Below are 25,122 nucleotides of genomic sequence, written 5' to 3'. Positions count from 1 at the left end.
TTTTGTAGATATGCAAAACTTGATGTTTCGAGAAGGAATGCCGAATCGCGGCAACCAAATTTTGAGAATGAGAAGTTCTGTACCAATTGGGTGCTTGCTTTTCCTGTGGCTGTGTGCTGGTTCTATTGCTAGCGCCCAAACTAATCCACCAGCCCTCGATCAATTTTCTCCTAATCCTCTAGAAATTACCACACCCGATCCCCTAGCTCCCGCTAACGAATCTTTGAGCAGCACTCAGCGGGACGAACTGACAGCGGCTTTGGAGCAGTTAAACTTAGAAGCAGCGGCTAAACTGGAAGCTGGAGACGGCGCTGGTGCTTTTGAAATTTGGTTCCGAGAATTGCGGCTGCGTAGGTATCTCGGGCCGGCGGCGGAAATTGCTGCTTTGAGTCGGGTGGGAAGTGTTGCTTGGAGTAACGGTAAAAACCTCGAACTACAGCTTATTACTAAACGGTTACAAGCAATTCAAAAAGAAGTCAAATCCCAAGTACCACTTAATACTGAGTTGCTCCCCGTCTTCGCTGCGGCTTTTCAGCAGGTGCGCGCTAAAGGCCCGACTGTAGAAGTTTACCAAGAAATTCTCGAAAATGCGCGCCAAAACCAAGATATATTGGCTGAAGGTCAGATTTTGAAAGCGATCGCGCTAATTCACGTCAATTGGTTGAGTTACGATAAAGCTGCTCCCGTCTATGAGGAATTGGCAACTTTAATTCAGGAAAACCGTGCTTTATTTGCTGCTAATTCTGCTGTGCAAAATTCTGCTGTAGTTGCGGGAAACGGCGCGCCGCCGCAGCCTGTAACTCCTCCAACGGAGGTAGATACCCTGAGACAGTTGGCCTACGTTTACCAGCAGTCGAAACAACCCCTAAAGGCGATCGCAGCCAGGGAAAAACTAGCATCAGTGTATGTCAACCTGCAAAATCCCAGCGCTATACCACCGCTCAAAATTGCGATCGCCAGCGATTACCAAACCATAGGTCAAATCAATTTAGCCGCTCAATACTATCAGGAAGCCTACAATTTAGCCGTCCCCATTCAACAGTATGCCCAAGCTAGCGAAGCTTTGGATAAATTAGCGTTACTTTATCGAGCGCAAAAGCAGTGGGAACAGACTTTGCGGATTTATCAAATGCAGTTGCTGTTAGAAGAGCGGGCTGACAATTTCTACGGATTGATGAACACTTATGACAATATCGGTCAAGTTTATCAAGAGATGAAGGCTTACGATAAAGCTTTGGAATCCTATCAAAAAGGGTTGGACGTGGCTAAAAAATTGGGACACAGACAAGAGTATTTTGCTAAGAAAATTCAAAAAGTTAACAAGCAATTGCAAAGAACTTCGTAGTTGTCAGCAGGCAATAATGACAATTTGCAATGTGAGTAATTTAAATGCAGTAAGGTGTGCATTGCACACCCTACAAAACTACTTTTGATCGAGAATTTATTGATGGTACCCGCCACGTGATTTATCGGTAGAATCAATCCAAAATCGTTCTCCTCTAGCGCTCACGCCGAAGTCTAAAATCTAAAATCCTCAAGCCCCCGAATTTATCCGTGGGGTCAATCCAAAATCCAAAATCTAAAATCTAAAATCGAATGACTCGTAGGTTTCTCGCGAGATAGAGTAATATAGTACATCAGTTTCGTAATAACGAGCATTTTTTTCATATTTCATGCCAACTTTCTGTATCACCCGCTGGGAGGCGATATTTTCGGGTCGGGCGATCGCAACTATTCTCTCTAACTTTAATATTTCAAATCCATAATTTAGACTAGCAAAAGATGCTTCAGTCGCCAATCCTTGATTCCAATAAACTTTGTCGAGGGTATAGCCTAGCTCAACTTCCGGTGTCTTGTCCAGAAAACATAGTCCGCAGCGACCAATCATTTTACGGTCTATTTTATTTACTACCGCCCACATTCCGAAGTTGTTTTCTTCCCAATGTTTGAGCATGGTATGAATGGCGATTTCTGTTGCTTCTCTAGTTCTAACTCCTGCCAGGTATTTCATTATTTCCGGATCGCTGTAGATGCGGTACAGATCGTCTAAGTCGTCTGGCGTAAATTGTCTCAGATACAATCGGGCTGTCTCTATCTCTTGCATAGTCACAAGATCACCTCTAAATCAATGGGTACAAGTAAGTAATGTGCGCAATGCGCACCACGCACAAGTAATTTTTATGGACAGGTTTATCGCGAGATTTAATATCAGCAAGGTGCGCAGTGCGCACCCTACGAAAATATTTTTTACTGGTACATTTATCGCGAGATTGAATAATATACTCGCTCGCGACCGCAATCGTCAAAGTTATGCTGGTATTTCATCCCTACTTTTTCCATTACCCGCCGCGAGGCGATGTTTTCGGTATCTGCAACTGCGACAATTTTTTCTAGTTTCAATACTTCAAATCCGTACTTGAGGCTGGCCGCTGCAACTTCTGTTGCTAAACCTTTCCCCCAATACGCTTTTGCTAACACGTAACCAACTTCTACTTCAGGTGTTTTGCCTAAAAATCGAAGCCCCCCGTCCCCGAGCAATTGGTTATTTTGTTTATTGACAACAGCCCATAAACCGAAACCATGTTGTTCCCAATCTGCGATTATCCCAAATAAATCTGCTGCTGTTTCTTCTCTATTTCTGACGCCTTCGGTCAGATATTTCATCACTTCTGAATCGCTGTAGATGCGGTACAGATCGTCTAAGTCGTCACGGGTAAATTGTCTCAGATACAATTTAGCTGTCTCTATCTTTTGCATGATGACATTATAACCTCTATTTAGCTCCTCCACTTCTTTAAGAAGTCGGGGATCTAAAACTTCGGTTTTTTGAGCTTTGTCTAGTTATTTGTTACAATTATGACTGAGATGTATTCTACCATTTTAGCGCTCGATGACAATTTCCTCACCAGTAGCAGACACCAAAAACAAATCCGGCCAGGAAACAGACTGGCGGTTATTTCTGAGGTTGGCATCTTACGCAACCCGCAGCAAACGCTTGCTCATTATTTCGATCGCACTATTAGTACCGCTAGCAGTCTCAGGAGCAGTTCAACCGATTCTCATCGGACAGGCAATTTCGGTAATTCGCTCGGAACCTACCTACGAATTCTTGCGGGGATTGCCTTTATCTGCTGCATTGAATATTCTGGCAGTTTTGCTCATGCTAACTATAACAGTTAGATTAGCACTGCAATCAGTTCAAGGCTATTTAGTCACCAAAGTAGGGCAAATAATTACTACAGATATTAGAAATGATTTGTTCGCCCACGTCACATCGCTAGCAGTGAGATTTTTCGACCGCACTCCTGTAGGCAGACTGATGACTCGCCTCACCAGCGATGTCGAAGCTTTGGGAGAGGTTTTCTCTTCAGGGGCGATCGGCATTGTCAGCGATTTGTTTTCTATTTTAGTAATTGCCATTTTTATGTTTACCATGCAGTGGCAACTAGCTTTAATGTTGGTGCTGATGATGATACCAATTACCGCAGTCATAATTTATTTCCAGTACCAATATCGCATAGCCAATTACACTACCAGAGAAGAACTTTCAGACCTTAACTCACAACTGCAAGAAAACTTGACTGGTATTGGCGTAGTGCAGCTATTCCGCCGCGAAAGATTCAACTCAGAATTGTTTCGCGTCACCAATAAACAGTACATTAAAGCCGTTGACACAACTATCTTTTACGACTCCGCCGTATCTGCGACTTTAGAATGGATTGCTTTAGTGGCCATCGCAGCCGTTTTGTGGATGGGTGGTCAAAGGGTTTTAGCGGGTAATCTCAACTTCGGTACTCTCTCGGCATTCATTTTATTTGCTCAGCGTCTCTTCGATCCGCTGCGGCAATTTGCTGAGAAATTCACCGCTATTCAAGCAGGATTTACCGCCGTCGAACGGATTAGCGATATTCTCAACGAACCGATCGAAATTAAAGATCCAACTAGCGGGAAGAAGGAAGAAGGAAGAGGGAAGAAGGAAGAAGGAAGAGGGAAGAGGGAAGAAGGAAGAAGGGCAGGTTATTCACCGTTGTTGATAACTGGACATCCAGAGGCAACGGCTTACAACTTGTCTCCGTTCGATCGAGAATTGGCAGATAACCATCAAAATCCAGCAAGTTCAGAATATCGTTTATTGCCTAACAATCCCCAATTACCCCTCAACACCCCCAAGCTTCGGGGGGGAGAAAATGCCAAATCGCAGAATTCTGAATCGGGAGAAATCCAATTTGACAACGTGTGGTTTGCTTACAAAGAAGACGAATATGTCCTGCAAAACCTCAATTTCACCATCAAATCCGGCGAAAAAGTAGCATTAGTTGGCCCCACTGGTGCGGGCAAAAGTTCGATTATCCGTCTCCTGTGCCGCCTTTACGAACCTAGTAAAGGGCGGATTCTGGTTAATCATGTGGATATTCGGGATTTGCCTCAAGCAGAGTTACGCAGGCACATAGGCGTGATTATCCAAGATGGCTTTCTCTTTGCTGGTGACGTGAAGAGCAATATCAGCCTGGGAGAAAGTTACTCGATTGAGGAAATTCAAGCAGCAGCAGAAAAGACAAATGTTGCCCGTTTAATCGAACAGTTGCCTCAAGGTTACGATACGCAATTGCGGGAACGGGGGACGAATCTTTCGGGGGGACAAAAGCAATTATTAGCATTTGCTCGCGCCGCCATTCGCAATCCCAGTATTTTAGTTCTAGACGAGGCAACTGCTAGTTTGGATGTGGGGACAGAAGCTTTAATTCAAGAAGCTCTAGAGCGTTTGATGGCGGACAGAACGGCGATAATTATTGCCCACAGACTCTCGACTATCCGAAATGTCGATCGTATTTTAGTGCTCAAACGCGGGCACTTAGTAGAGTCTGGCAGCCACGAAGAATTGTTGCAGCTAGAAGGTTTGTATGCCAGTTTGTACAAGCTGCAAATGCTGGGAAGTTAATATCTGAAGGAAGAGGGAAGAAGGAAGAGGGAAAATTCTCGGAATACCCAGATACCCGACTTTTTCAAGAAGTCGGGTATCTAAAAGAATCTAAAATCTAAAATCTAAAATCTAAAATCGTATCACTTGCCCGAAATCATTTTCCCCAGGGTTTCCGGCAGGTGAATTATATGTTGGAAAAGCTGGTTTGGCCCGATGCCAAACAATAACTGCATGGCCAGCACAATTGCTGCTAAAGAAATCGCTGTCCCGATGCTGGCTTTCAACACTTTAAAAGCCCAATTAAACACCAGCCAAGACACAAGTAATGAAGCAATTAAGATAATTAATTCTATTGGCATATAACAGTTTTAACTTTAATTCAGGACTGCGGACATGAAACTAGAAACCCCGGTTTCTTCGTATATATCTAATCATCAAACCAAATAGCTTTGTCAGAAACCGGGTTTAAGAGCACAAGTCCTTTGATTGTAAGTTCAAGCAATACTGCCGCGCTTCCGTGTTTCCTTATAAGAAATTCCGACATTTTTTAAGCCGGCTTTAATCATTTGCTGCTCTAACAAAGCGAAAAAGCGACTTCGATCGCCCCCCGTGACTACCGCTTGATTATGAGCTTCTGCTAGCGTCACCGGATAGCCGCCGCCTTTGTGTACTTGAGCCAGCATCATTCCTAATGCTAAATCTAGCTGTGCTGTATCTTGTGCTACCCATTCCGGCACTTCTATTCTAGCAATTTCTGTGCCAACGTGAACGTAACAGAAATAGACGGAATTAAGACCGTACAAATCTAAAATTCGAGCTTGAGATTTCCACAAAGGGCTTCTTTGTCCCGGTGAGAGGATTGTTGCCCACAATATGGCATCTCGCAAAGGTTCAAATTCTTGACAAGGTGCTTTTTCCGCGAAAGAAATTGTGGCGGCAAATCCGACGTTCGGGCAATTTGTCATGCAGTCTGGTACTTCGTGGGTGCAAGCTTCAAACCGCAAAAAAGATAAACTTTCGCTGCTGCGAGAAGCGCTTAAGTATCCTAACAGCGGAATTCCTGCTAAACGCAACTTGTCCCAAGCTTCTAAAATTGGCAGCAAAATTCGATCGCGCGCATCTGTGGGTAACTGTTCCAAAAACCAATAAATCAGGGAACCGTCTACCATAGCTAAAGCTGGTGCGGGCAATTTATTGTCGTTAACTTTTGCCCAATTGCAGCCCATTTCTGCTAAGGCAATTGCTTCGGAAACTGCTCGCCGATATCCCATCCATTCTTCGGTTCTAATTCCCCACTGCCGCGAACCGTACAAATCTTCGGGTTTGTAGAAAACCTCGGGCACGCTGTCTAAAACTGGGTGGCGGCTTTGTCCGTAGTGCAGCATGACTGTGCCGACGTTTAGCAGGTAGCAGTAGGCTATTTCGTGATGGTTGGGGGAAATTTGCGATCCGTCTGTGGCAAAGACTGTGTGAGCGGCGGGGGGTGCAGTGATGTATGTGCGATCGGACAATGGCTCGATCGGCGTGGCAGCATTGAATAAAGTGCGATCGCGCCAATTCTCTTGCAATTCCACCAATTTTTCCTGTTCCCCTGCCGCCTTGACCAGCAAATTCTGAGCCACTTCCAAACGCTGCCGAGCCGCGTGAGCTTCCACATTCAAATGTTGGCTCATTCCCTGCATTGCCTTGGCTGCTTTAGTTAAATCGAGCATGGGTTTTAAGTCTCAATATTAGGAAACTTTCAAGCTGAGAAATTATCAAAACACTTTTCAATTTTTTGGTTCCGAAGCTTGGTTTTTTGTCATACAGGCGGTTTGATCGACTAAAACACTTCGTGCGCGCCCCCATAAATAGTAAAACAACCTGGTTTTTGAGGTCAAGATTACCTGCAATAGTCTATGAAAAAAAACATTTTTTTGGTCGATAGCCTTGCTTTTTTGAGGAGTTTCTGTTATATTTATCTTATAATGGGATGGTGGCAAAAATATTATTTTTGCCACCATCCCATTATATTAAAATACCATGTCTACGCCGCAAAAGTCAACAAAAAAGATGTAAAATTTTGTGATTTTTTTTGACTCTAAAAAGCGAAAAAAAATCCCACCTGTAAACAAATCTAACATCAATAGTCGATCTGCCGCCAATCGGCAAAATCTCCGGCAAACTGCGACAGAGAAAGCAATTGAACTGGTGGATTGTGAGCCACAGATTCCCGTTCTGGCAAAGTATTGTAACCCCAATCAGCCAAAAATAACCTCACCTGAGATAAATCCGGCTGCTGCTTCACCGACAGCAAAGTTTTTAACCGATCTTCGACAAACCAAATAGTCGAGTCTTTCCCAGACGCTGCCAAAAATTCCCGCAAAATTTGGTGTTTCGGCTTGTTGTATTCCTTACCAAAAATCAACTCTGACGGCATTTGTACGCCCGCTAGCTGCAAAAGTTCCCGCACAAAACGACCTTCCTTCGTAGTGACGATCGCCACTTTCACCGAACTCTCCTGCAAGGAGTGCAAGCGATCGGCTACGCCTGGATAAAAGCGGTGCAAAGACAGCCACCCAGCTAAATCCTCAGCAATCCAATTATCGCGCAATCCGTCTAACATAGCGCCGACAGACTGCGCTTTCAAATTATTTTCGGTCAATAAATGCGGTACTATATTCGGCCACTCCAGCAAAATTTGCTCTTCCGTAATACCTGTCAGCAGTGCGCGGATCAGCAGCGGCATTTCCCAACCGGTTTCGATGGCCGGCCGCACTCGGTAAAAACTCAAAGCTAAATCTGCATCTGGCACGGTTTCGACTGGTTTCCAGATTTGACAGTAGGTACGCCAAGCGGTTTGGAAATATTCGATTAGTCCGTCACAAATCACACCGTCAAAATCAAGAGCTAGAATTGTCGGAAATTTATTAGTCATCAGTCAATCGATTTTAGATTTTAGATTGAAGAATTGAAGAATTGAAGAATTGGAGAATTGGAGAATTGAAGAATTGAAGAAAGCTACCTCACGGATTAATCCGGGGAATTGTTATCGGATACTATGTTTGGGTTGTGCGAGGATAAATACTGGGCTTGTACCCTGGCTGCTTTCGGTCACTGCATTGAAGAATTGAAGAATTGAAGAATTGACTGTGCAAACACTCAGCATTGATTGGTCAAGAGTCCTTATTAAAAAGACTGAACTAGGGGTTGAGTAGCAATCGATTCTAGTCCTTGAGACTCCAACAATTTCGTCCACTCTGCCCTCAGCCGCGAATCATCGGGTGCGAGGCTGCGCATTTGGGCAAGAGTAGCAATCGTTTCGTACCAAATCCCATTTTCAGCATAAGCAATCACCTTAGCCATAGGGTCGGGATTTGCCAAATCGCTTTTGAGAGTTGCCTGGGGTTCAATTCGCTGCATCCATCCTTTAACGATATAATCTCCGGAACGCTCTAGAGGATCGCAAGCTAGTGCAAACGACCACACATATCGCTTACCAACCTCAATATTTTTTGTCTTGCCTTTCTCAGAAATGCTAACTCCAACAATTCCGGCTTTGTCATTTTTGATAGTAGTTTCGTAGACTACTTCGGATTCATCTTCGTTTAGCAAAACAAACTCTACTTGAGCCGCCGGTTGAGAAACATATACAAAAAATGTTGGCGACTCTGTTAGCGTTAAACCAATATTGCTTTCAGGTATTAAGGGAGTAATTGATAAACCTTGGCGCAACTGACAGCCTCGATGCGTCCCCCCTTGCCGGTTGTCGGGGGCGGTGACATCTGGGGGTTTGAAATTAACATTCTGACTCAGCAGAATTGGTGCAGGTACAGCCTGCATCGGTGAAAGCAAACTGGGGAGAGTAACGGCGATCGCCAATACAGCCATCGCCAGTGCAGTAAAATGTAGAAAACGTTTCATTTTTTCACCAATTTGTGAGATATTATAGCTCGCATTTCTACTGTTAACCCGGAGTTTAAACCCCGGGGGCGATCTGGTAAATTTGTCAATTTTTACATCGCAATCGGAAGACCGACACAACTTCAAGAAATAGCGAGATTTAAAGAGGGCCAACCAGCGGTTGAGTTGCAACTGATTCCAGTCCTTGGGACTGCAATAATTGCGTCCACTTGGCTGTCAGCATCGCATCCCCCGGTGTCTGGCGTCGCATTTGGGCTAAAGTAGCGAGAGTTTCGTACCAAATCCCATTTTTAGCGTAAACGTTGAGCCTAGTCATCGGGTCGGGATTTGCCAAATCACTCTTGAGAGTTGCCTGCGGTTCAATTCGCTGCACGAACCCTTTAACAACTAAATCTGCCGATCGGTCTTCGGGGTCGCAAACCATCGAAAACGACCACACGTATCGCTTACCAACTTCAAGAGATTTGTTGTTGTCCGTAGCAGGAATGCTAACTCCAACAATCCCGGATTTGTCAAGTTTAAATGTTTTTTCGTAGACCACTTTGTCCTCGTTGTCGTTGAGCAAAGTAAACTCTATTTCTGCTGAAGTTTGAGGAACATAGACAAAAATTGTGGGAGACTCTGTTAGGGTTAAACCGATATTAGTTGGAGGCACTAAAGGAGTAATAGATAAACCCGCCGGACACAGCTTGCTGCCGCGATGTGTCCCTCCTTGTCGGCTGCCGGGGGCTGTTACGTCGGGAGGCTTGAAATTAACATTTTGACTCAGCAGAAGCGCCTGGGATTGTACCCGCATCGGTGCAAGTGAACTGGTGACGGTAGCTGCGATCGCAGATAAGGCGACCGCAAGTTTAGCCCGATGTAAAAAACGTTTCATTTTGTTGTACCTTTCACTATAATATTGCAAACACAGGCATTCGCTGATGGCGACAAATCTTTTTGATCTGCTAGTCGAGGGCGCAGATACACAATTTGAACCTTGACATATCATCAATAACATTAATTAATTCGATCGGCAAGTGGATTCTCCGTCCGCAAAATCGGGCCACCTAGGTCGCGAGTATCATTGCATACAGTTGAGCGCGGCAAACTGTAAAATTTTGTTACAAAGCGGTCGGAATTTCCCGGTGTTCTAAGATGGATGGAGTCTCCGGCAGGCGGCAAAGGCGAAACAACTGCTGTTCCAGAAACAAATCAAACTTTTATGCTGGGATAATGAGTAAAATATCTAACAAAATTCGATCGGCAACGGCTCAATTGAGTCAAATGTATAAACCATCACTAGCATTTGCTAGGTCTGTATTAATTGCCAGCGCGGCAGTAACATTGTCCTTGATGGGGGCCAGACAGCTAGGAATACTCGAACCAGTAGAATTAAGCGCTTACGATCAAATGCTGAGGTGGCGTTCCGACGAAAAGCCAGACTCGCGCTTGCTAGTGGTGGGGATTACTGAAGCAGACATTCAGAAACTGAATCAGTGGCCGATATCCGATCGCAAAATAGCTGAAATCTTACAAAAACTGGAAAAAATGCAGCCAGCAGTCATCGGTTTAGATGTACTGCGAGACGTACCTTTAGGAGACGGCCGCCAGGAATTAACTAAAGTTTTACAAAAAAGCGATCGAATTATTGGAGTATGTTTAGTCACCGACGGAAGCCCGGACAATCCCGGTTCTCCGCCTCCCCCAGGAATGCCAACAAACCGGGTAGGATTTGCTGATTTCGGAGTCGATCCGGGCGGCATACTCCGCAGGGCTTTATTATTTATGAAACCGCCGAGAATTGAAGGCAATTCCTCTGCCCAAAAACATCTTTGCAATGACAGTTCTCAAGTTTTATTTTCATTCAACCTCCAGCTAGCACTCCGCTACCTGCAAGGACAAAAAATATCTCCGAAACTGGCACCCGATCAATCTTTATGGCTGGGAAAAACCCAATTAAAACAACTAGAAAGCAATGACGGAGGATACAGAAATGCCGATGCCAGAGGATATCAAATATTAATTAACTATCGTTCCAGGCGGCAAGTCGCAAACCAAGTCAGAATTACGGATGTTTTAGAAGGGAAAGTTGACCCGAATTTAGTTAAAGATAAAATAGTTCTCATCGGTTATACCACAGAAACCGTTAAAGATTTATTTTATACTCCTTACAGTGGGCGACAGCAAAAAAACCAATTCATGCCGGGGATCGTGGCACACGCACAAGTAGTCAGCCAAATTCTGAGTACCGTTTTAGACAACAGACCGATGTTTTGGTTTTGGCCGGAATGGGCAGAAATCTTGTGGATTTCGGCATGGTCAATTGTGGGAGGAACCTTGGCATCGCGGATGGCTCACCCAGCGCAGTTGGCGGTGACATTTGCAGCAATGTTGTCCGGGTGTTGCGCAATTAGCTTTGGGATTTTTCTGTTGGGAGGGTGGGTGCCTGTGGCGGCCCCAGCCTTAGCGTTAATTGTAACTGGCGGTAGTATTGTATCAGCAGAGAGATTTAATAAATCCGGATACGGGAAAGCAATTAGCGATCGAGTAAAACAAGTCTTTAAAATCGAAATAGACCAAGCCAAAAAAGAACAGCAAGTCGCAGAAATCACAGAATCTGATTTCTTTAAAGAATTGCAGCAAAAGAAAGATAAACTGAGGATTAGCAAACAACAAACCTCTGAAAAAACACCTTCCGAACCCCAAGAAATAATTGCAAGTACCCCAGAGCTTCCCAAGGTCGAAAGTCAAACAGAGGAATACCTAGCTCAGTTGCAGGAAAAAGCCAAACAGCAGAAGCAGCGCCCCGCCGTGACTGAATCGGAAAGCGGCTCTCAAACGGGTGTCCCGAACGGTACTGGTTGTGGTGCTAGTTCAGCCGAAACTAAACCTGATGACGAGTTCAGCGATTTGCAAGCCAAAGCCAAACAGATGCGGCAGCGCAGGGGTGCAGAAAAGATGATAAAAGATGAAAAAATTGATAGTTTAACAGACAAGGAGGATTTGGGGGGCAAGGAACAATGACAGAGAACTCGACTGCATCGAGAATTGCATCATAATGGGTTCTCGCAGTTTCTTACCCTCATACGCAGATCATGTCCAAAATCATCTCTGTCCACTCTTACCGGGGCGGAACTGGCAAATCGAACACGACAGCAAACCTGGCATCTATTATCGCTCGCGGCGGAAATCGGGTCGCCATTGTGGACACAGACATTCAATCGCCCGGGATTCACGTGCTGTTCGGTTTCAGCGAGAGCAACATGGATCGCTGCCTGAACGATTACCTGTGGGGCCGGTGTCCGATCGCGGATACGGCCTACAATGTGAGTTCGCTGCTGCCAAAATTAGCCAGTAACGGCAGCCTCTACCTGATTCCTTCGAGCATTAAAGCAGGGGAGATAGCGCGAGTTTTGCGGGAAGGCTACGACGTGGGACTGCTTACCGACGGCTTTCAAGAACTGATCGAGGTTCTGAACTTAGACTACCTATTTATAGACACGCACCCGGGGCTCAACGAAGAAACCCTCCTCAGCATCACCATTTCCGACATCCTGCTGCTGATTTTGCGTCCGGATCAGCAAGATTTTCAGGGAACGGCTGTCACGGTAGATGTGGCCAGAAAATTAGAAGTTCCCAAGATTTTGATGACGATCAACAAAGCCCCAGAATCCCTGGATTTCGACGATTTGAAGCAGCAGGTAGAGAGTATTTACAACATCCCAGTGGCAGGGGTGCTGCCCCACAGCGACAAGATGATGCTGCTGGCCAGCAAGGGGGTGTTTGCGCTGCACTTCCCTAACGACCCTCTAACTAAGGTTGTGGAAGGGATTGCGAAACAGATTGTGGGATAATTGGTGCAGCGAATGCCGATCGCCCGCTCAGGAGTGAGTTTGGATCTCAATTCCTGCGGAGCGATGTCCTCCTGCGTATCCCGCTGCCGACGGAATAACTTTCAAAGGCGACAATATTTGGTTAAAGAGTCACGAGAATGGCGACAAAATGAGATACAAATAGATTATGAGAATTTGTTAAAAAACTTTAGGAGGAGAACTCATGGATTTTGACTTCCGCATACTAATAGTATTGATGCCCGTATTGTTGGCGGGCGGCTGGGCTGCTTACAACGTCGGCGCTATAGCTCTCAAACAAGTGCAGAAATTGTTGAACAAGCAAGCTTAAACTCAGCCTGTTTTCAGGTAATTCCGCAGCCGACTGTTTTTTGAGATACAAAAACAGCCGGCTGATTTGTGCATTGGCTCTGCTTAAGCGATGGCTGATTTGTGGCGGGCAATTTACTACTGCAGAGAGATAGGGCGAAAGCGAAAAAAACGTTATCTTCAAAACTTAGGCAGAAACCAGGTGCGATCGACCAAAATACTTTGTTGCAGCAGAGGAGCCTGGGTAAAAAAACCTAGTTGCGAAACCGGGGCGATCGCATAACTTCTAATTTTGATGTTTTCCTCTCTACTCACCAGTCGTGAGTAGAGTGCCGTCAAAATATTTAGCAAGCACGTTCCCGCAGAAAATATGAGACAATCACAAAAGTATTTGCCCTGACAATCGCCCTAAAAACTGCGAAGTTTAAGTGATAGGGAATATCGGTCAAATTGTCAATGTTTAAATCCTATATCTTTAGATAGATTATGCTTTTTCCCCGATCGAGCGGCATTCTACTCCACCCCACATCCTTTCCCAGTCGATTTGGCATTGGGGACATGGGAATAGAAGCATATCGCTTTATTGACTTTTTAGTAGAGAGCGACCAGCAATACTGGCAGATACTGCCGCTGGGCCCGACAGGATACGGCAATTCTCCTTATTCGTGCTATTCAGCAATGGCGGGAAATCCGCTGCTGATCAACCCAGAACTGCTGCGGGACGATCAATTGCTCGCAGATGAAGACTTCGCTAATTTACCAGAATTTCCGCTGGATTATGTAGACTTCGAGCGGGCGATCGCCCTGAAAGTGCCTCTGCTCAAAAAAGCTTGCGAAAACTTCCAAGCCAAAGCATCTCCTATCCAGCAAAAAGAATTCTCAGCTTTTTGCGAAAGCAAAGAGAATTGGCTGGAAGATTACGCCTTATTTATGGCACTAAAAGATAACTTTGGCGGTGTTAGCTGGAACAATTGGGAACCAGAAATTGCCCGTCGAAAACCAGAGTCGGTAGAGAAGTGGCGTCAGCAGCTAAATGCTGAGATTTATTACTACAAATACGTTCAGTTTGAGTTTTTTCGCCAGTGGACGGAGTTGAAACGCTATGCTAACCTGCGGGACATTAAAATTATTGGCGACATTCCGATTTATGTAGCTCACGACAGTGCGGATGTGTGGTCTCATCCAGAAACGTTCTGCTTGGATGAAGCCACCGGAGAAGCAGCTTTAATGGCAGGAGTTCCCCCAGATTACTTCAGCAATACAGGTCAATTGTGGGGCAACCCAGTATACAATTGGGAGAAGTTGCAAGCAAATAATTTCGAGTGGTGGGTTGAGCGTTTTGAAGCGATTTTCGCTTATGTAGACGTAACTCGTATCGACCACTTTCGAGGATTTGAGGCTTACTGGGCGGTGAAGCGCGGACAAGAAACTGCGATCGAGGGAGAGTGGATTAAAGCACCGGGAACAGCTTTGTTGGATCTAATTAACGAGAAGTTTGGCGACTTGCCGATTATCGCTGAAGATTTAGGGGTAATAACTCCCGAAGTGGAAGCTTTGCGCGATCGATACGAGTTTCCAGGAATGAAGATTTTGCAGTTTGCTTTCGGCGCAGGCCCTGGCGATCCTTTTTTGCCTTTCAACTACGATCGCAACTGCGTAGTTTACACCGGCACCCACGACAACGACACGACTGTCGGCTGGTTCAATCAACTGCAAAACTACGAAAGAGATGAGGTTTTGCGTTACTTGGGCTGCATCGATCCCCAAGGAATTCACTGGTCTTTAATCCGCATGGGTTGGATTTCTGTTGCTAATATGGCAATTGTGCCGTTTCAAGATTTGTTGGGTTTGGGTACGGACGCGCGGATGAATTTTCCGGGGAAACCAGAGGGAAATTGGGGATGGCGGTATCGGCCCGAAGCTTTGAATTGGGAAGTGGGCGATCGGCTCAAAAGCATGACTTACATCTCCGGCCGCGCTCCCAATAAAAATTGATCGTCGGTAAGGGCTAGTTGGTAGTGGGTAATTGGTAATTGTTAATGGGTAATATCAAATCTGTTAGCATCGGAATTATTCCTATCTCTCTTCTCTTCATTTGCGTGAATCTGCGTCAATCCCTTGTCATCTGCGGCCCGAGAAATTATCTTTTTTTAACCGCAGATCGACACAGATTAACGCAGAGAAGTTATCTGAAATCGGGTTGCACCATCCATCCGTGATAGTTGACTGTTGACTGGATTTGACTATTCCGATGCAACCGGAATTGATCTAATGGGTAATTGGTAATTGGTAATTGGTAATGAGTGAATAAAGACGGACATTCTCATTAAAAGCTGGGGCTGCCAGCCATTACCTATTCGCGATTACCCATTAACAATTACCCATTAACACTTACCCTTCATTTTTGGGTGCTGCTGCAGGCTTGAGTTCGTTTGCTTTAAAAACAACTTCTTTGGCGACTCCAGGATCTCCGAGTTGTTCGGCTTGTCCGTTATTAACAGCAACCATTACCCCGCCGGCGTTACCTGCTACCACTACCAATTGCTTTTGAGCCCCCCAGGTGCGAACAGTCCCTGAAGGCAAAGTTCCCTCAAACTCTGTTTTACCATCGACTTCAATCTGCATCCACGATTCTGCTTTAAAAGTGACGCTAACCATCACTGGTTTATTGCCAGATTTATTTAAACTTTGACCTGTTCTTACTGCTTCGACAGCCTCGTAACTATCCGGTTGCTGATTTTTTAAGGGGTTGGATGCCTCAGCAGCTAAACGAGCTTGTTCTTGTTGCCAAAGTGCGAGTTCTTCGGCTCCCGCACCGTTTTTTGCGGTAACAGAACCGCCCATCAACTGAGATAAGCTATTGACTGAACAGATAATTAGAAATGTGTAAAAGAGGTAGAGGTGCATCGGGCGCAATTGAGGCCCATCTTGCCAGGATAGCTTGGTTCTCGATCGGGGCGGCGGTTCGATCGGGAAAAATTCGGCAAACTGATTTCCGTCCAAACCCATTGCTTCAGCGTAGCGCTTGATCAAACCCTGAGTGTAGACTGGTTCGGGAAGTTGGTCGAGTTGACCGTCCTCGATTGCTTGCAGCAGATTCCGCCGAATCATTGTTACCACGGCTACTTTGTCCAAACAAATCGACTGCTGTTCGCGGTACTGGCGGAGTTGAGCTCCTATTTCCGCTAGCTTCTTCTGAGCTGGTTCTGGCTCTTGGGAGTGCAGTTTCTGCTTAGTTGTTTTGAAGAATAAAAACAATAAATTCTTTGTCATATGCTGTGCTCCGGGGAATTTACTGGCACGCTTATTGATGTTAGGTTGACTAGATTCCATAAATAAATAATTTCCGCATCTTCTAGGGGTCGGCAGCAGCCTGGTGGCAATATTGGCGAACCGGGCCGCTGCAATTGAATCGGGCCGATGGCTGTGCGGTGCAGGCGCACCACGGGATATCCCAACTGTTCGGCAGTTCGCCGAATCTGTCGGTTTCTGCCTTCTGATAGAATGACTTCTAACAGAGTTTGGTCTAGCGCGCGATCGAGAACTTTAACTTTCGCCGGCAAAGTTTTTCTGCCGGACAAGATTATGCCCTGACGCCACGCTTGTAGTATGGGTTCCGGGGGATCGCCGAGCACCCAAACTTGATAAGTTTTCAAGATCGAGTGACGTGGATGAGTCAAAGAAAATGTCAGCTTACCATCATTGGTGAGCAAGAGAGCGCCGGTGGAATCTGCATCTAAGCGTCCTACGGGGTGGATGCCTTGACCAAAGCGCAGTTTGGGCGGCAGCAGGTCGAGAACTTTCGATCTGGCCCTGGGATCGCTGCAAGTAGAAACTACGCCTGCCGGCTTGTTGAGCAACATATAGACCTCTGCCGGTCGATCCGTTGGTTTCAGCGGGACTCCATCGACTTGGATGAGATCGCGATCTGGATTCGCTTTTTGTCCTAAATGAACAATATTGCCATTAACTCGGACTCGTCCAGCTACAATCATCTGTTCTGCAAGACGGCGAGAGGCAATGCCCCACTGGGCGAGGATTTTTTGCAGCCTTTCATCAGACATGACGGGAGTGTGGAAACCCCAACGAGCGAGCGGTGGGGGAGGAAACACGACAGGGTTAATTGCTTAACCTTACTACTAATGCTCAATTCCTGGTGGGGAATAAATTATAATGCTGACCAATCATTACAGCACGCCCGGCTTGATGCAGATTGTCCTGATGGCATGACCCTGAATGTTGTGCAAAAACTACGAGGAAAAGACTCCCGGTAGGCACAGGCTTGCACCGTTGCTGTGCGGCTGGTTTGAGAGGTGTGGGTTTGACCAGACCCTAAACCAACACTACCATAAATCCCGTACTGGTGGTTAAATTTATACGCTCGATCGCGAATTTTTCCTCGGGATCGCACAACTCAGGAACTCAGGAAAGATCCCAAGGGGGGAAAGGGTGAGAATTTTTCTGCTTCTGGCGTTGCTGAGGCGAGATTTCTGCTTGGTTTTGGAGTTAATAGGAATTGCGCTCATCAACCCGGTTTCTTATAAAGATTGCAGGTTTACGGCGATATATCTGTGAATCAAAGGGGTTTTTGAGGCCGGATGCGCAAGTTCTAGTTAAATTTCTGTGCTTGAATATTAAGGTTTATATTCTGAAATTATTTATGACTGTCGATCGAAACTCTCTTCAATTGGACAATAGAGATGGGGCTGGTGGCTCTGGTGGGACTGTTAATCTCGGCGAGGACCCGGGGAGACCTTCGCCGAGTCAAGGCAGCCGAATCGCGAGCGCGGTGCTGTCTCCGGCGGTGCAGTTGTGGCTGCGATCGCAAGTTCAGCAGGTAGACGACTTGAAGGTGAAAATTGAGGGAAGCGATCGACAAATCTTCAGCGGTGCGATCCCCAAAGTCACGGCTGCCGCTCGCGGTGCTGTGTATAAAGGACTACACCTAACAGAAGTTGCCATAGAGGGCTGCGGCATTCGCATCAACCTCGGTCAAGCTCTCAAAGGCCAACCCCTGCGCCTCCTGGAATCCGTTCCCGTGACAGGCGTTTTGAGGCTCAGCCAAACGGATTTGAATGCGTCGCTGAAAGCGCCTTTGCTGGCTGATGCTTTGAGCGAATTCTTGCTGCCAATGCTGCCGCTGACAGACAGGGAACAGTCGCTGAAGTTGCAAAATTCGCAGATTGCTATTGAGGCGGGTTTGTTAACGCTTTCGGCGACAATTTTGCGCGCTGGCGGTAGGCAAATTCCTTTGGTATTGCGGACGGGTTTGCGGATGGCTAGCGGTCGCGAATTGATGTTTGAAGCACCAGAAATCGAAATGGATGGAGAATTAAAGAGCAGTGATTTCAATGGTTTTAAAATTGATTTCGGGCCGGAAGTTGAGATTGAAGAATTGATTTTGAGTCCGGGGGAGATTGTTTGTCGGGGAGGAATTAGAGTTTTGCCTTAGTTAGTTGACTGTTGACTGTTGACTGTTGACTGTTGACTGTTGACTGTTGACTGTTGACTGTTGACTGTTGACTTTAACCTGGTTCTTCGGTAGAGCCTGGGAATACATACCCCATCCCCAATGCCCAATTCCCCATGCCCAATTCCCCATGCCCAATTCCCCATACCCCATGCCCAATTCCCCATGCCCAATTCCCCATGCCCAATTCCCAATTCCCAATTACCAATTCCCAATTACCGATTAATTAAAAAAGAGTCGATCGCGGGCAACAGTAAAGTGACAAAATAGTAGACTAAGGGCGCGGTAAAAACATAACTGTCGGTGCGATCGAGAATGCCGCCGTGACCGGGGATCAACTGTCCCGAATCCTTAACGCCGGCGTCTCGCTTCATCATCGACTCAGTTAAATCTCCCAACAGGCTAGCAACCCCAATCAACAGACCAAAAGCAGCCCCAGTATAGGGCCACCCCGGCCAGTTTAAATACCAAGACCCCGCGACTGCCACGGCGATGCTGCCGCAAACTCCAAATACGGCACCTTCAACGGTCTTTTTGGGGCTGATGTGGGACAGGCTAGTGCGGCCGAAGAATTTGCCGACAAAATAAGCCCCAATGTCAGCGGCCCAGATGCAGAAGAAAGCCAGCAGCAGCGAAGTCAATCCTAAAGATATGTGGCTGGAATTTGTCCAAGACGGCGGCGAGTAAATATTAACGGGCAAATTGCTTGCTACTGCTTGCGAAAGTTGGGTTGTAGCAAGATTGGCTGGGTCGAGGCCGACTCGCAGCCGTACCCAATAGCTGGGCAAATAACCGCCGTAGAACAATCCTAAAACTGAGGAAGCAATATCGGCGATTGTCGATAATTTAGGTTGGAATAACAGGTAGAAACAGATTAAGGTTCCCGCTAAGGGGAACATGGCGTCTACGAGTTGCGGTGCTAGGGCGGCAGTAATTAACAGGCCTTGACTGACGGCTAAGGTAGTTTTGGCAGCGGGTGCAATGCCTTTAGCCCTGGCTAATTGAAAATATTCCAATTGGCCTAGGTAGACGATGACTCCAAAGCCGACGGTGAAGTACCATCCCCCCATAATAATCATTCCCAAAGCAAGGGCGATCGCAACTATTCCACTCAGGATACGAGACCAAGGCATAAATGAATTTCTCTTGCAGACGGCGGGGGGTGATTCGATTTTGGATTTGGGATTTGGGATTTGGGATTTGGGATTTGGGATTTTTCTAGAGCACGAGTTTCTCCCTTGCACAGCTAACCCCCATCCCCGATCGGTCATCCAATATCTCAAGTCAGGCAGTCAATCCAGCTATGGTCGCCCCTATTCTTAAGTATGAAGGTTAAGTGAACTTAAAAAAGATTAAGAATTACATAATTAATTAGTGTATCCGTGTCAAAATTCCTGTCGTGCCTTCTTCTTGCTTCTAATCCAGCTTTTCGCCGCTGAGAATAAATATGGGATTGACGGCGGCAAAGGTTTGACTCAGGCCGCGAGTCTCCAAGCGGTTGACGGCGGACTGGACTACTTCGATGTTGCGGACTTGTAACTCGGCGAACCCTTCGGAAAGGGCGTAAAGATTCTCTAAATTCGAGGCTGTGGCGACAACTCTACCGTGGGGTTGCAAGTACCGCCAGACTTCTTGGAGAATGGCTTTAATGGGGCGACCTCCTTCAATGCAGACTCGGTGGGGGGGTTGGGGCAGGTTTTCCAGGCATTCCGGGGCACTGCCTTCTATGACTTCTACGTTGTCGAGCTCGAATCGATCGCAATTTCTGCGAATCAAGCTTGCTACTTCTTCGTCCCTTTCGACGGCAATAATCCGACCTTTGGGACACAGCAAACCTGTTTCTACGGCGATCGTACCAGTACCTGCACCGATGTCCCACACGACTGAATCTGCTTGCAGCCGCAGGTGGGAGATTAACAGCAGTCGGACTTCTCGCTTACTCATGGGAATTCCCGGTAAACGTTCAAATAAGTCATCCGGGATGCCTGGAGTGACGTAGGGCCAAAGCATAGTTATATTTTTGATTTTTGATTTTTGATTGAAGCAAGACGGCAATTGGAACTCGTGGAAGAATTAGTAGAAATTCTCCCAATTTCCCCCAAGCCTTAATATTTACTGTCGCACAACCTTGAGAGTTTGGAGGCCGGGATCGCTGCAACCTGTGATTTTTCCGCCGGTGGCAAGGATTTGTTGCAGGTAGTCAACGGCTGCTGGGGTAATGATTTCACCGGGCATCAGGACTGGTATTCCTGGGGGATAAGGACAGATGAGTTCGGCGCAGAGGCGATCGACTGCTTTGTCTGCGGGTACTGTTTCCGCTGGGAAAAAGAAGGCCTCGCGAGGGGAGAGGAGAGGGGGAGAGGGGGAGAGTGGGAGAGTGGGAGATTGGGGGAGTGGGGGAGTGGGAGAGTGGAGGAGTGGGGGATGGGAAAAATCTTCCCTTTTTCCTTTTCCTTCTTCCTTCTTCCTTCTATCCTTTACATCCGTTACATCCGTTACAGAATCCGTTGCCGAACTTCCTTCTTCCTTCTTCCTTGCTTCTAAAAGCGTAAAAGCTTTAACTAAATTGTCAATATCTGATTCTGTATTTCCCAGGCTGATAATAAATGTTAAATGTTGCGGCATGGGAAGTTCTGCCGTGACACCGAGTTGAGAGTGCAGAATTTCATCGGCGGCAAATCCTGTGATTCCTAAATCGGATACTTTTACTGTTAGCCTGGTGCGGTCTAATGCTGCAAAACCCGGTGTATTTAACGGTTCTAAAACTGACAAGCCGGGAATTAGACTGATGCGCGATCGCGCTTTTTCTGCTAGCTGTAAAGTTTGCGCCATTAACTCTTTGCCGTGGAGTGCGATTTGTTGGCGGGCTGCGTCTAGGGATGCTAATAGTATATAACTCGGACTGGTAGATTGTACTAACTGCAATGCTCTATTTAATTTTTGGATATCTATGCGATCGCCCTTGACGTGCAGCATCGATGCTTGTGTCATTGCACCGAGGGTTTTGTGGATTGATTGTACTGTTAAATCGGCACCGGCTGATAGTGCTGTTTCTGGCAAGTTTGGATGAAAGTTAAAGTGCGCGCCGTGGGCTTCGTCTACTAATAACGGTATGTTGTATTGATGGGTAATTTGGGCGATCGCCCGCAAATCCCCGCAGACGCCGTGATAGGTTGGGTAAACTATCATTACTGCTTTCGCGTCGGGATGTTGTTCTAATGCGGAGGCTGTGGTTTCTGGGGTGATGCTGTTAGCAATATCCCAATCCGGGTTGTACTCTGGATTGACAAAAATTGGAATTGCACCGGATAAAATTAAACCAGAAATTGCCGAGGAGTGGATATTTCGAGGTAGGATAATTTTATCTCCAGGGCCGCAAGTTGCTAAGATGGCGGCGATAATTCCGCAAGTCGAACCGTTAGCCAAAAACCGAGTTGATTGAGATCCAAATGCTGCGGCGGCTAAGTCTTGAGCTTCGGCAATTGCACCTTCTGGGTTAAAGAGATTATCTAATTCCGGCAATTCCGGCAAATCCGATCGAAATACTGCTGCACCGAATAAGTCAATTAGGGGTTGAGAGATTCCTTGTCCGCGTTTATGTCCAGGGGCATAAAATGGGGCGTGCGGATGATTTGTGCGATCGCGCAAGGCATCTAATAGAGGCGTTTGTTGTTGAGAGTTTGCTGGTGACACGCTTAATCTTGATTTGATTATTTGGAATTATAGCAACCGCCGAGGTTTCACTGGACGTTATTAATTGCTGAAACCGTTGCTGGAAATTCCGCGCTCGCATCAATTGCTTCCTTTTTCCTTGCAATCGCCCACAAGCAACACCGTCTCAAGTTCAAACTTCTCTAAAATGACTAAATATCGACTGCTTAAGTATGAAACCCAAACAGTTGAAAATCCTGGCTACTGCTTTACTTATGGTTTGTCTAGGGGCTGTGGTTTCAGTTAAAGCACAAAATCATACCACAGTCTGCAGCTATTTTTCAGCGAAGACCGGCTTTCGAGTCAATACAACGTGTTCGATAATATCGGCCGCTTTCTTAACTGCGCCCGATCGCGCGATCGCGTCTTGGAGGGCGATCGGCCTTTGTTTGTACGAGTCTTCTGTTGTACCTTGGCGATCGCATTGCATTGGCGTTATTGTTAAACTGATCGGCAAGTAAACTATAAGATGCTAGGACTTACTCACCAAAACGAAGTTTCAAGGGTTTGAGACCTACTCCTGGCCGAGAGAGATGCCTGAAAACCTGATGGTCTCGTTCCTGTTTGGTCTGGGTGCGTAAGTCCTAGATACTGCTCATTAAGTAGCTCTGGCTAGCCAAGTTAATTACACTCTAATTTAAGCGATTGCCTGACCCATGATGAATTTTTTAACTGTCTCTCGTATATAGTCAGGATTCTTTAACTTTTCAAGCTCGATTTTGAAGAAAACTTGTTGAGTCGCCTGTTTTTTGTATGTTCTGAATGCCTCTTGAAGATTCTGCTTTTCTTCAAGTTTAGCTCCTGTTGCCAAGAAATGATTCACAGTAGCTAGCATTGAAACTGTAGTAGTTATAGCAGCAATAGCGGCGGGGATATCGATCACTCCTGTGGGAGGTATGAATGACTGTACGAACAGAAAAACATTAGAATAAATTGTCTCACTTGCAAAAGAAGGTAGCAACGAAATAGCAGCTTTAGGAGCAAGTGCTTTGCCATTGTAAAGATAGTAAAGCGAAGCAATTGCAGAAACCTGAGTTGCTAGAATAAAAGCTGCACTGCCTGGGAGAAAAACTTGACTTGAAACAGCGACTAAGGCACTTGCTATTATCTTGATTGCATAGGATTGCTTCTCAGTCATATGTCGGGCAAGTAAAATATTCTTTCCCTGTCCCTGCAAAAAACTCTCTATGTCTATTCTAAGTTCATCCACACCTCGTACATCTAGTGGCTCATCAGATTTAGTTTCGGGATCGTAACCAAACGCACAGACTGGATAAATTTTGTCAATATGAAGAGCCGTCTTCCATTGCTCTTTGATACCTTCTAAAGTAGAGGGAGTATTCCTATCCCACTGATCGATCTTGTTCAGAACTACAAATATACGACTACAGCTTGCGCGAAGATCGTCAATGTATTTTTTTTGGGTTCCATCTGAAGATCCAGTAACAACTAATACTCCTACATCAATGTTTTCTAGAAATTCTTTTGTAACTTGGCTATTTTCAGAACGAACATCATCAAGACCTGGTGAATCTATAAGTCTGACACGATCGTCCAATTGGAAGATTTTTAGCTGAGTCGTAACTCCTGACTTCGCACCGACTGCTGCGAGAATATCTGCCCGCTCTCTCTTTAAAAAAGCATTAATTAATGAACTTTTACCGGAGCTAACTTTTCCAATAAAAGCCATATTTAATGTTTTAGAAAAATCGGGATATTTTTTTTCAGTCAAGCTTTCTACCTTTTTGAAAAAACTTTCGTCATCCCAAGCAGAATCGTATGCAGTAGATACATCGTTTGCCATACCAACCTCGTTGAATTTGGGTTCTATAAAACTACTGTACGGGGTTCAACCCAAGAAAGGTTCTAACTCATAGTTGAGTTTTCAGCCCATACAAAAGATGTGGCATCAGCTAAACCTAAGTGAGGGAAGCAACCTAAACTTTTGGTTAGGTATCGCCCTAAACTACAGGCAGGCAAAGGCTTGGCTGAAGGAGAGATGAAAGGAATTACCGATCCGTAATTTCAGGAGTTGTTTAAGAGTAAACGGGGGCGATCGCGCCTCTTGGCTACAGCTTACTATTGTGAGGGAGGAAGTTTTGGGGCGATCGCTTGTTGCTAGGAAGAGATCGCTCTTTTTTTATACGACTATTGGGTTAGCCCCAAAGCTATCGCATCTCGCAGTTTAGTCGGTTATTCCTTTTGCTATCTTAAAAGCCGTCTCCGGTGATGTCGTGTTTGATATCCTTTGTGAAGCATGGATATCTGCTGGTTTTTTAGCCGCCTCAATAGCAGCCGCCTTAAAAAGGCTCTTATCTACTTCATTTGTAAGCCATCTTGCACCAGCAACTCCGACAAGAATCGCACCAGCGACTGAGGCAAGACTTAATGGAGCATCCAGAGCAGCAAGTATATTAGCTCCTGCTATTGGACCATATAATCCCCATGAAACAATGCCTGAAACAGCACCAATTAAAATATTACCGATATATCCAGGCTTCACGATTGTGAAATCTTTATCCTCTATTTTTTTTGGTAATATAAATCCATTGTGAGTCAGAATGGCATTTACAGCACCTCCTATTGCTCCTGCTAGAATAATTAAGAAAAAAGCAATTCCAACTTTCATGATTTTCTCCTAAATGGCTTCAACTTAATACTCTGTTCCTATTTCAAAGTAAGTAACAAGCTTGTAGACTATTTCGGCTTGTGGTTCCCCGAGCAAACCACTGTAGGGGGATAAACCAAAGAAAGGATCTAAGCTTAAGGAGGCGATCGCTTTCTATGGGTGCTCAACTAACTGCTTTCAAGGTAAACCTAGTTGATTTCGTAACTCTTGGTCATAGTGGGCTGTTTCCCAGTTTTTAGCAGTTTTGACTTGCTCTGGGGTTAAATTTTGGTAGTAGTGCATAGTAATGGTAAACTTGAGGTCAGAACCTTGAAGAATTTCAGTCAAGTCGATGAATTGTCCTAAG

Annotated in this window: 24 protein-coding genes; 7 read left to right on the top strand and 17 right to left on the bottom strand. The window is 45.8% G+C overall.

Going from position 1 to position 25,122, the window contains the following annotated elements; all coding sequences use genetic code 11:
* Positions 1-10: 10 nt before the first annotated feature.
* Entirely contained in the window at positions 11-1,345 is a 1,335-nt protein-coding gene (locus QUB30_RS24245; protein ID WP_333338613.1) for a tetratricopeptide repeat protein, read from the top strand.
* A 234-nt stretch (positions 1,346-1,579) separates the two neighbouring features.
* Here the strand turns inward: QUB30_RS24245 and QUB30_RS24240 are convergent, their stop codons facing one another.
* On the bottom strand, positions 1,580-2,104 hold the full coding sequence (locus QUB30_RS24240; protein WP_333338700.1) for a GNAT family N-acetyltransferase: 525 nt from the start codon (positions 2,102-2,104) through the stop codon (positions 1,580-1,582).
* Between the two features lie 155 nt (positions 2,105-2,259).
* The gene (locus tag QUB30_RS24235) at positions 2,260-2,757 is read right to left on the bottom strand and encodes a GNAT family N-acetyltransferase (protein ID WP_333338610.1); all 498 of its coding nucleotides are present in this window, start codon (positions 2,755-2,757) and stop codon (positions 2,260-2,262) included.
* A 133-nt stretch (positions 2,758-2,890) separates the two neighbouring features.
* Between QUB30_RS24235 and QUB30_RS24230 the strand changes: the two genes are divergently transcribed.
* Positions 2,891-4,939 carry an ABC transporter ATP-binding protein gene (locus QUB30_RS24230; protein ID WP_333338607.1) on the top strand — a complete coding sequence of 683 codons (2,049 nt, stop codon included), beginning with the start codon at positions 2,891-2,893 and terminating at the stop codon, positions 4,937-4,939.
* A 122-nt stretch (positions 4,940-5,061) separates the two neighbouring features.
* Here the strand turns inward: QUB30_RS24230 and QUB30_RS24225 are convergent, their stop codons facing one another.
* The 5 genes from QUB30_RS24225 to QUB30_RS24205 all read right to left on the bottom strand — a co-directional run bounded on the left by QUB30_RS24225 (position 5,062) and on the right by QUB30_RS24205 (position 9,701).
* Entirely contained in the window at positions 5,062-5,280 is a 219-nt protein-coding gene (locus tag QUB30_RS24225) for a hypothetical protein (RefSeq protein ID WP_332979465.1), read from the bottom strand.
* A gap of 135 nt (positions 5,281-5,415) precedes the next feature.
* Positions 5,416-6,633, bottom strand: coding sequence for a DNA double-strand break repair nuclease NurA (locus QUB30_RS24220; protein WP_333338603.1), 1,218 nt, complete (start codon positions 6,631-6,633; stop codon positions 5,416-5,418).
* 410 nt (positions 6,634-7,043) lie between these two features.
* The gene (locus QUB30_RS24215; protein WP_333338599.1) at positions 7,044-7,838 is read right to left on the bottom strand and encodes an HAD family hydrolase; all 795 of its coding nucleotides are present in this window, start codon (positions 7,836-7,838) and stop codon (positions 7,044-7,046) included.
* 251 nt (positions 7,839-8,089) lie between these two features.
* On the bottom strand, positions 8,090-8,824 hold the full coding sequence (locus QUB30_RS24210) for a DUF928 domain-containing protein (protein ID WP_333338596.1): 735 nt from the start codon (positions 8,822-8,824) through the stop codon (positions 8,090-8,092).
* Between the two features lie 139 nt (positions 8,825-8,963).
* Positions 8,964-9,701, bottom strand: coding sequence for a DUF928 domain-containing protein (locus QUB30_RS24205; RefSeq protein WP_333338595.1), 738 nt, complete (start codon positions 9,699-9,701; stop codon positions 8,964-8,966).
* A 338-nt stretch (positions 9,702-10,039) separates the two neighbouring features.
* Here QUB30_RS24205 and QUB30_RS24200 point away from each other — a divergent pair, with 338 nt between their 5' ends.
* The 3 genes from QUB30_RS24200 (at position 10,040) to QUB30_RS24190 (ending at position 12,988) form a co-directional block, all read left to right on the top strand.
* On the top strand, positions 10,040-11,830 hold the full coding sequence (locus QUB30_RS24200) for a CHASE2 domain-containing protein (RefSeq protein ID WP_333338593.1): 1,791 nt from the start codon (positions 10,040-10,042) through the stop codon (positions 11,828-11,830).
* A 71-nt stretch (positions 11,831-11,901) separates the two neighbouring features.
* Positions 11,902-12,660, top strand: a complete 759-nt coding sequence (locus QUB30_RS24195; protein ID WP_333338590.1) for a MinD/ParA family protein — start codon at positions 11,902-11,904, stop codon at positions 12,658-12,660.
* A gap of 202 nt (positions 12,661-12,862) precedes the next feature.
* The gene (locus QUB30_RS24190) at positions 12,863-12,988 is read left to right on the top strand and encodes a photosystem II protein Y (RefSeq protein ID WP_333053037.1); all 126 of its coding nucleotides are present in this window, start codon (positions 12,863-12,865) and stop codon (positions 12,986-12,988) included.
* A gap of 158 nt (positions 12,989-13,146) precedes the next feature.
* Here the strand turns inward: QUB30_RS24190 and QUB30_RS24185 are convergent, their stop codons facing one another.
* Positions 13,147-13,317 (bottom strand): hypothetical protein, encoded by a 171-nt coding sequence (locus QUB30_RS24185; RefSeq protein ID WP_333338587.1) that lies wholly within the window; start codon positions 13,315-13,317, stop codon positions 13,147-13,149.
* A gap of 135 nt (positions 13,318-13,452) precedes the next feature.
* Here QUB30_RS24185 and malQ point away from each other — a divergent pair, with 135 nt between their 5' ends.
* Positions 13,453-14,961, top strand: coding sequence for a 4-alpha-glucanotransferase (gene malQ / locus QUB30_RS24180; RefSeq protein ID WP_333338584.1), 1,509 nt, complete (start codon positions 13,453-13,455; stop codon positions 14,959-14,961).
* Positions 14,962-15,357: 396 nt separating this feature from the next.
* On the opposite strand, the gene QUB30_RS24175 is transcribed toward malQ, so the two are convergent.
* Positions 15,358-16,239, bottom strand: coding sequence for a RodZ domain-containing protein (locus QUB30_RS24175; RefSeq protein ID WP_333338581.1), 882 nt, complete (start codon positions 16,237-16,239; stop codon positions 15,358-15,360).
* Positions 16,236-17,030: a pseudouridine synthase gene (locus tag QUB30_RS24170; RefSeq protein ID WP_333338697.1), complete on the bottom strand. Its 795-nt coding sequence runs from the start codon at positions 17,028-17,030 to the stop codon at positions 16,236-16,238. Before QUB30_RS24170 ends, QUB30_RS24175 begins: the two co-directional genes overlap by 4 nt.
* Positions 17,031-17,626: 596 nt before the next feature.
* On the opposite strand from QUB30_RS24170, the gene QUB30_RS24165 reads away from it, so the two are divergent.
* Complete coding sequence (locus QUB30_RS24165) at positions 17,627-18,418, top strand: DUF2993 domain-containing protein (RefSeq protein ID WP_333338577.1); 792 nt, start codon at positions 17,627-17,629, stop codon at positions 18,416-18,418.
* Here the strand turns inward: QUB30_RS24165 and QUB30_RS24160 are convergent, their stop codons facing one another.
* From QUB30_RS24160 to QUB30_RS24130, 7 genes are all read right to left on the bottom strand, one after another.
* Positions 18,419-18,637: a hypothetical protein gene (locus QUB30_RS24160; RefSeq protein ID WP_333338574.1), complete on the bottom strand. Its 219-nt coding sequence runs from the start codon at positions 18,635-18,637 to the stop codon at positions 18,419-18,421.
* Positions 18,638-18,651: 14 nt separating this feature from the next.
* Positions 18,652-19,569, bottom strand: a complete 918-nt coding sequence (locus QUB30_RS24155; RefSeq protein WP_333338572.1) for a phosphatidate cytidylyltransferase — start codon at positions 19,567-19,569, stop codon at positions 18,652-18,654.
* Between the two features lie 283 nt (positions 19,570-19,852).
* Complete coding sequence (gene cbiT, locus QUB30_RS24150) at positions 19,853-20,446, bottom strand: precorrin-6Y C5,15-methyltransferase subunit CbiT (RefSeq protein WP_190659397.1); 594 nt, start codon at positions 20,444-20,446, stop codon at positions 19,853-19,855.
* Positions 20,447-20,548: 102 nt separating this feature from the next.
* Positions 20,549-22,129 carry an aminotransferase class I/II-fold pyridoxal phosphate-dependent enzyme gene (locus QUB30_RS24145; protein ID WP_333338569.1) on the bottom strand — a complete coding sequence of 527 codons (1,581 nt, stop codon included), beginning with the start codon at positions 22,127-22,129 and terminating at the stop codon, positions 20,549-20,551.
* A 292-nt stretch (positions 22,130-22,421) separates the two neighbouring features.
* Complete coding sequence (locus QUB30_RS24140) at positions 22,422-22,577, bottom strand: hypothetical protein (protein WP_333338567.1); 156 nt, start codon at positions 22,575-22,577, stop codon at positions 22,422-22,424.
* Between the two features lie 207 nt (positions 22,578-22,784).
* The gene (locus tag QUB30_RS24135; protein WP_333338564.1) at positions 22,785-23,951 is read right to left on the bottom strand and encodes a GTPase; all 1,167 of its coding nucleotides are present in this window, start codon (positions 23,949-23,951) and stop codon (positions 22,785-22,787) included.
* Positions 23,952-24,332: 381 nt separating this feature from the next.
* Positions 24,333-24,776 (bottom strand): hypothetical protein, encoded by a 444-nt coding sequence (locus tag QUB30_RS24130; RefSeq protein WP_333338562.1) that lies wholly within the window; start codon positions 24,774-24,776, stop codon positions 24,333-24,335.
* Positions 24,777-25,122: the final 346 nt, after the last annotated feature.

It is taken from the genome of Microcoleus sp. BROC3, assembly GCF_036702515.1.
In the GTDB taxonomy this organism is placed as follows: domain Bacteria; phylum Cyanobacteriota; class Cyanobacteriia; order Cyanobacteriales; family Microcoleaceae; genus Microcoleus.
Note: the sequence above shows the minus strand (reverse complement) of the source record. Positions and strands in the feature narration are given on the sequence as shown.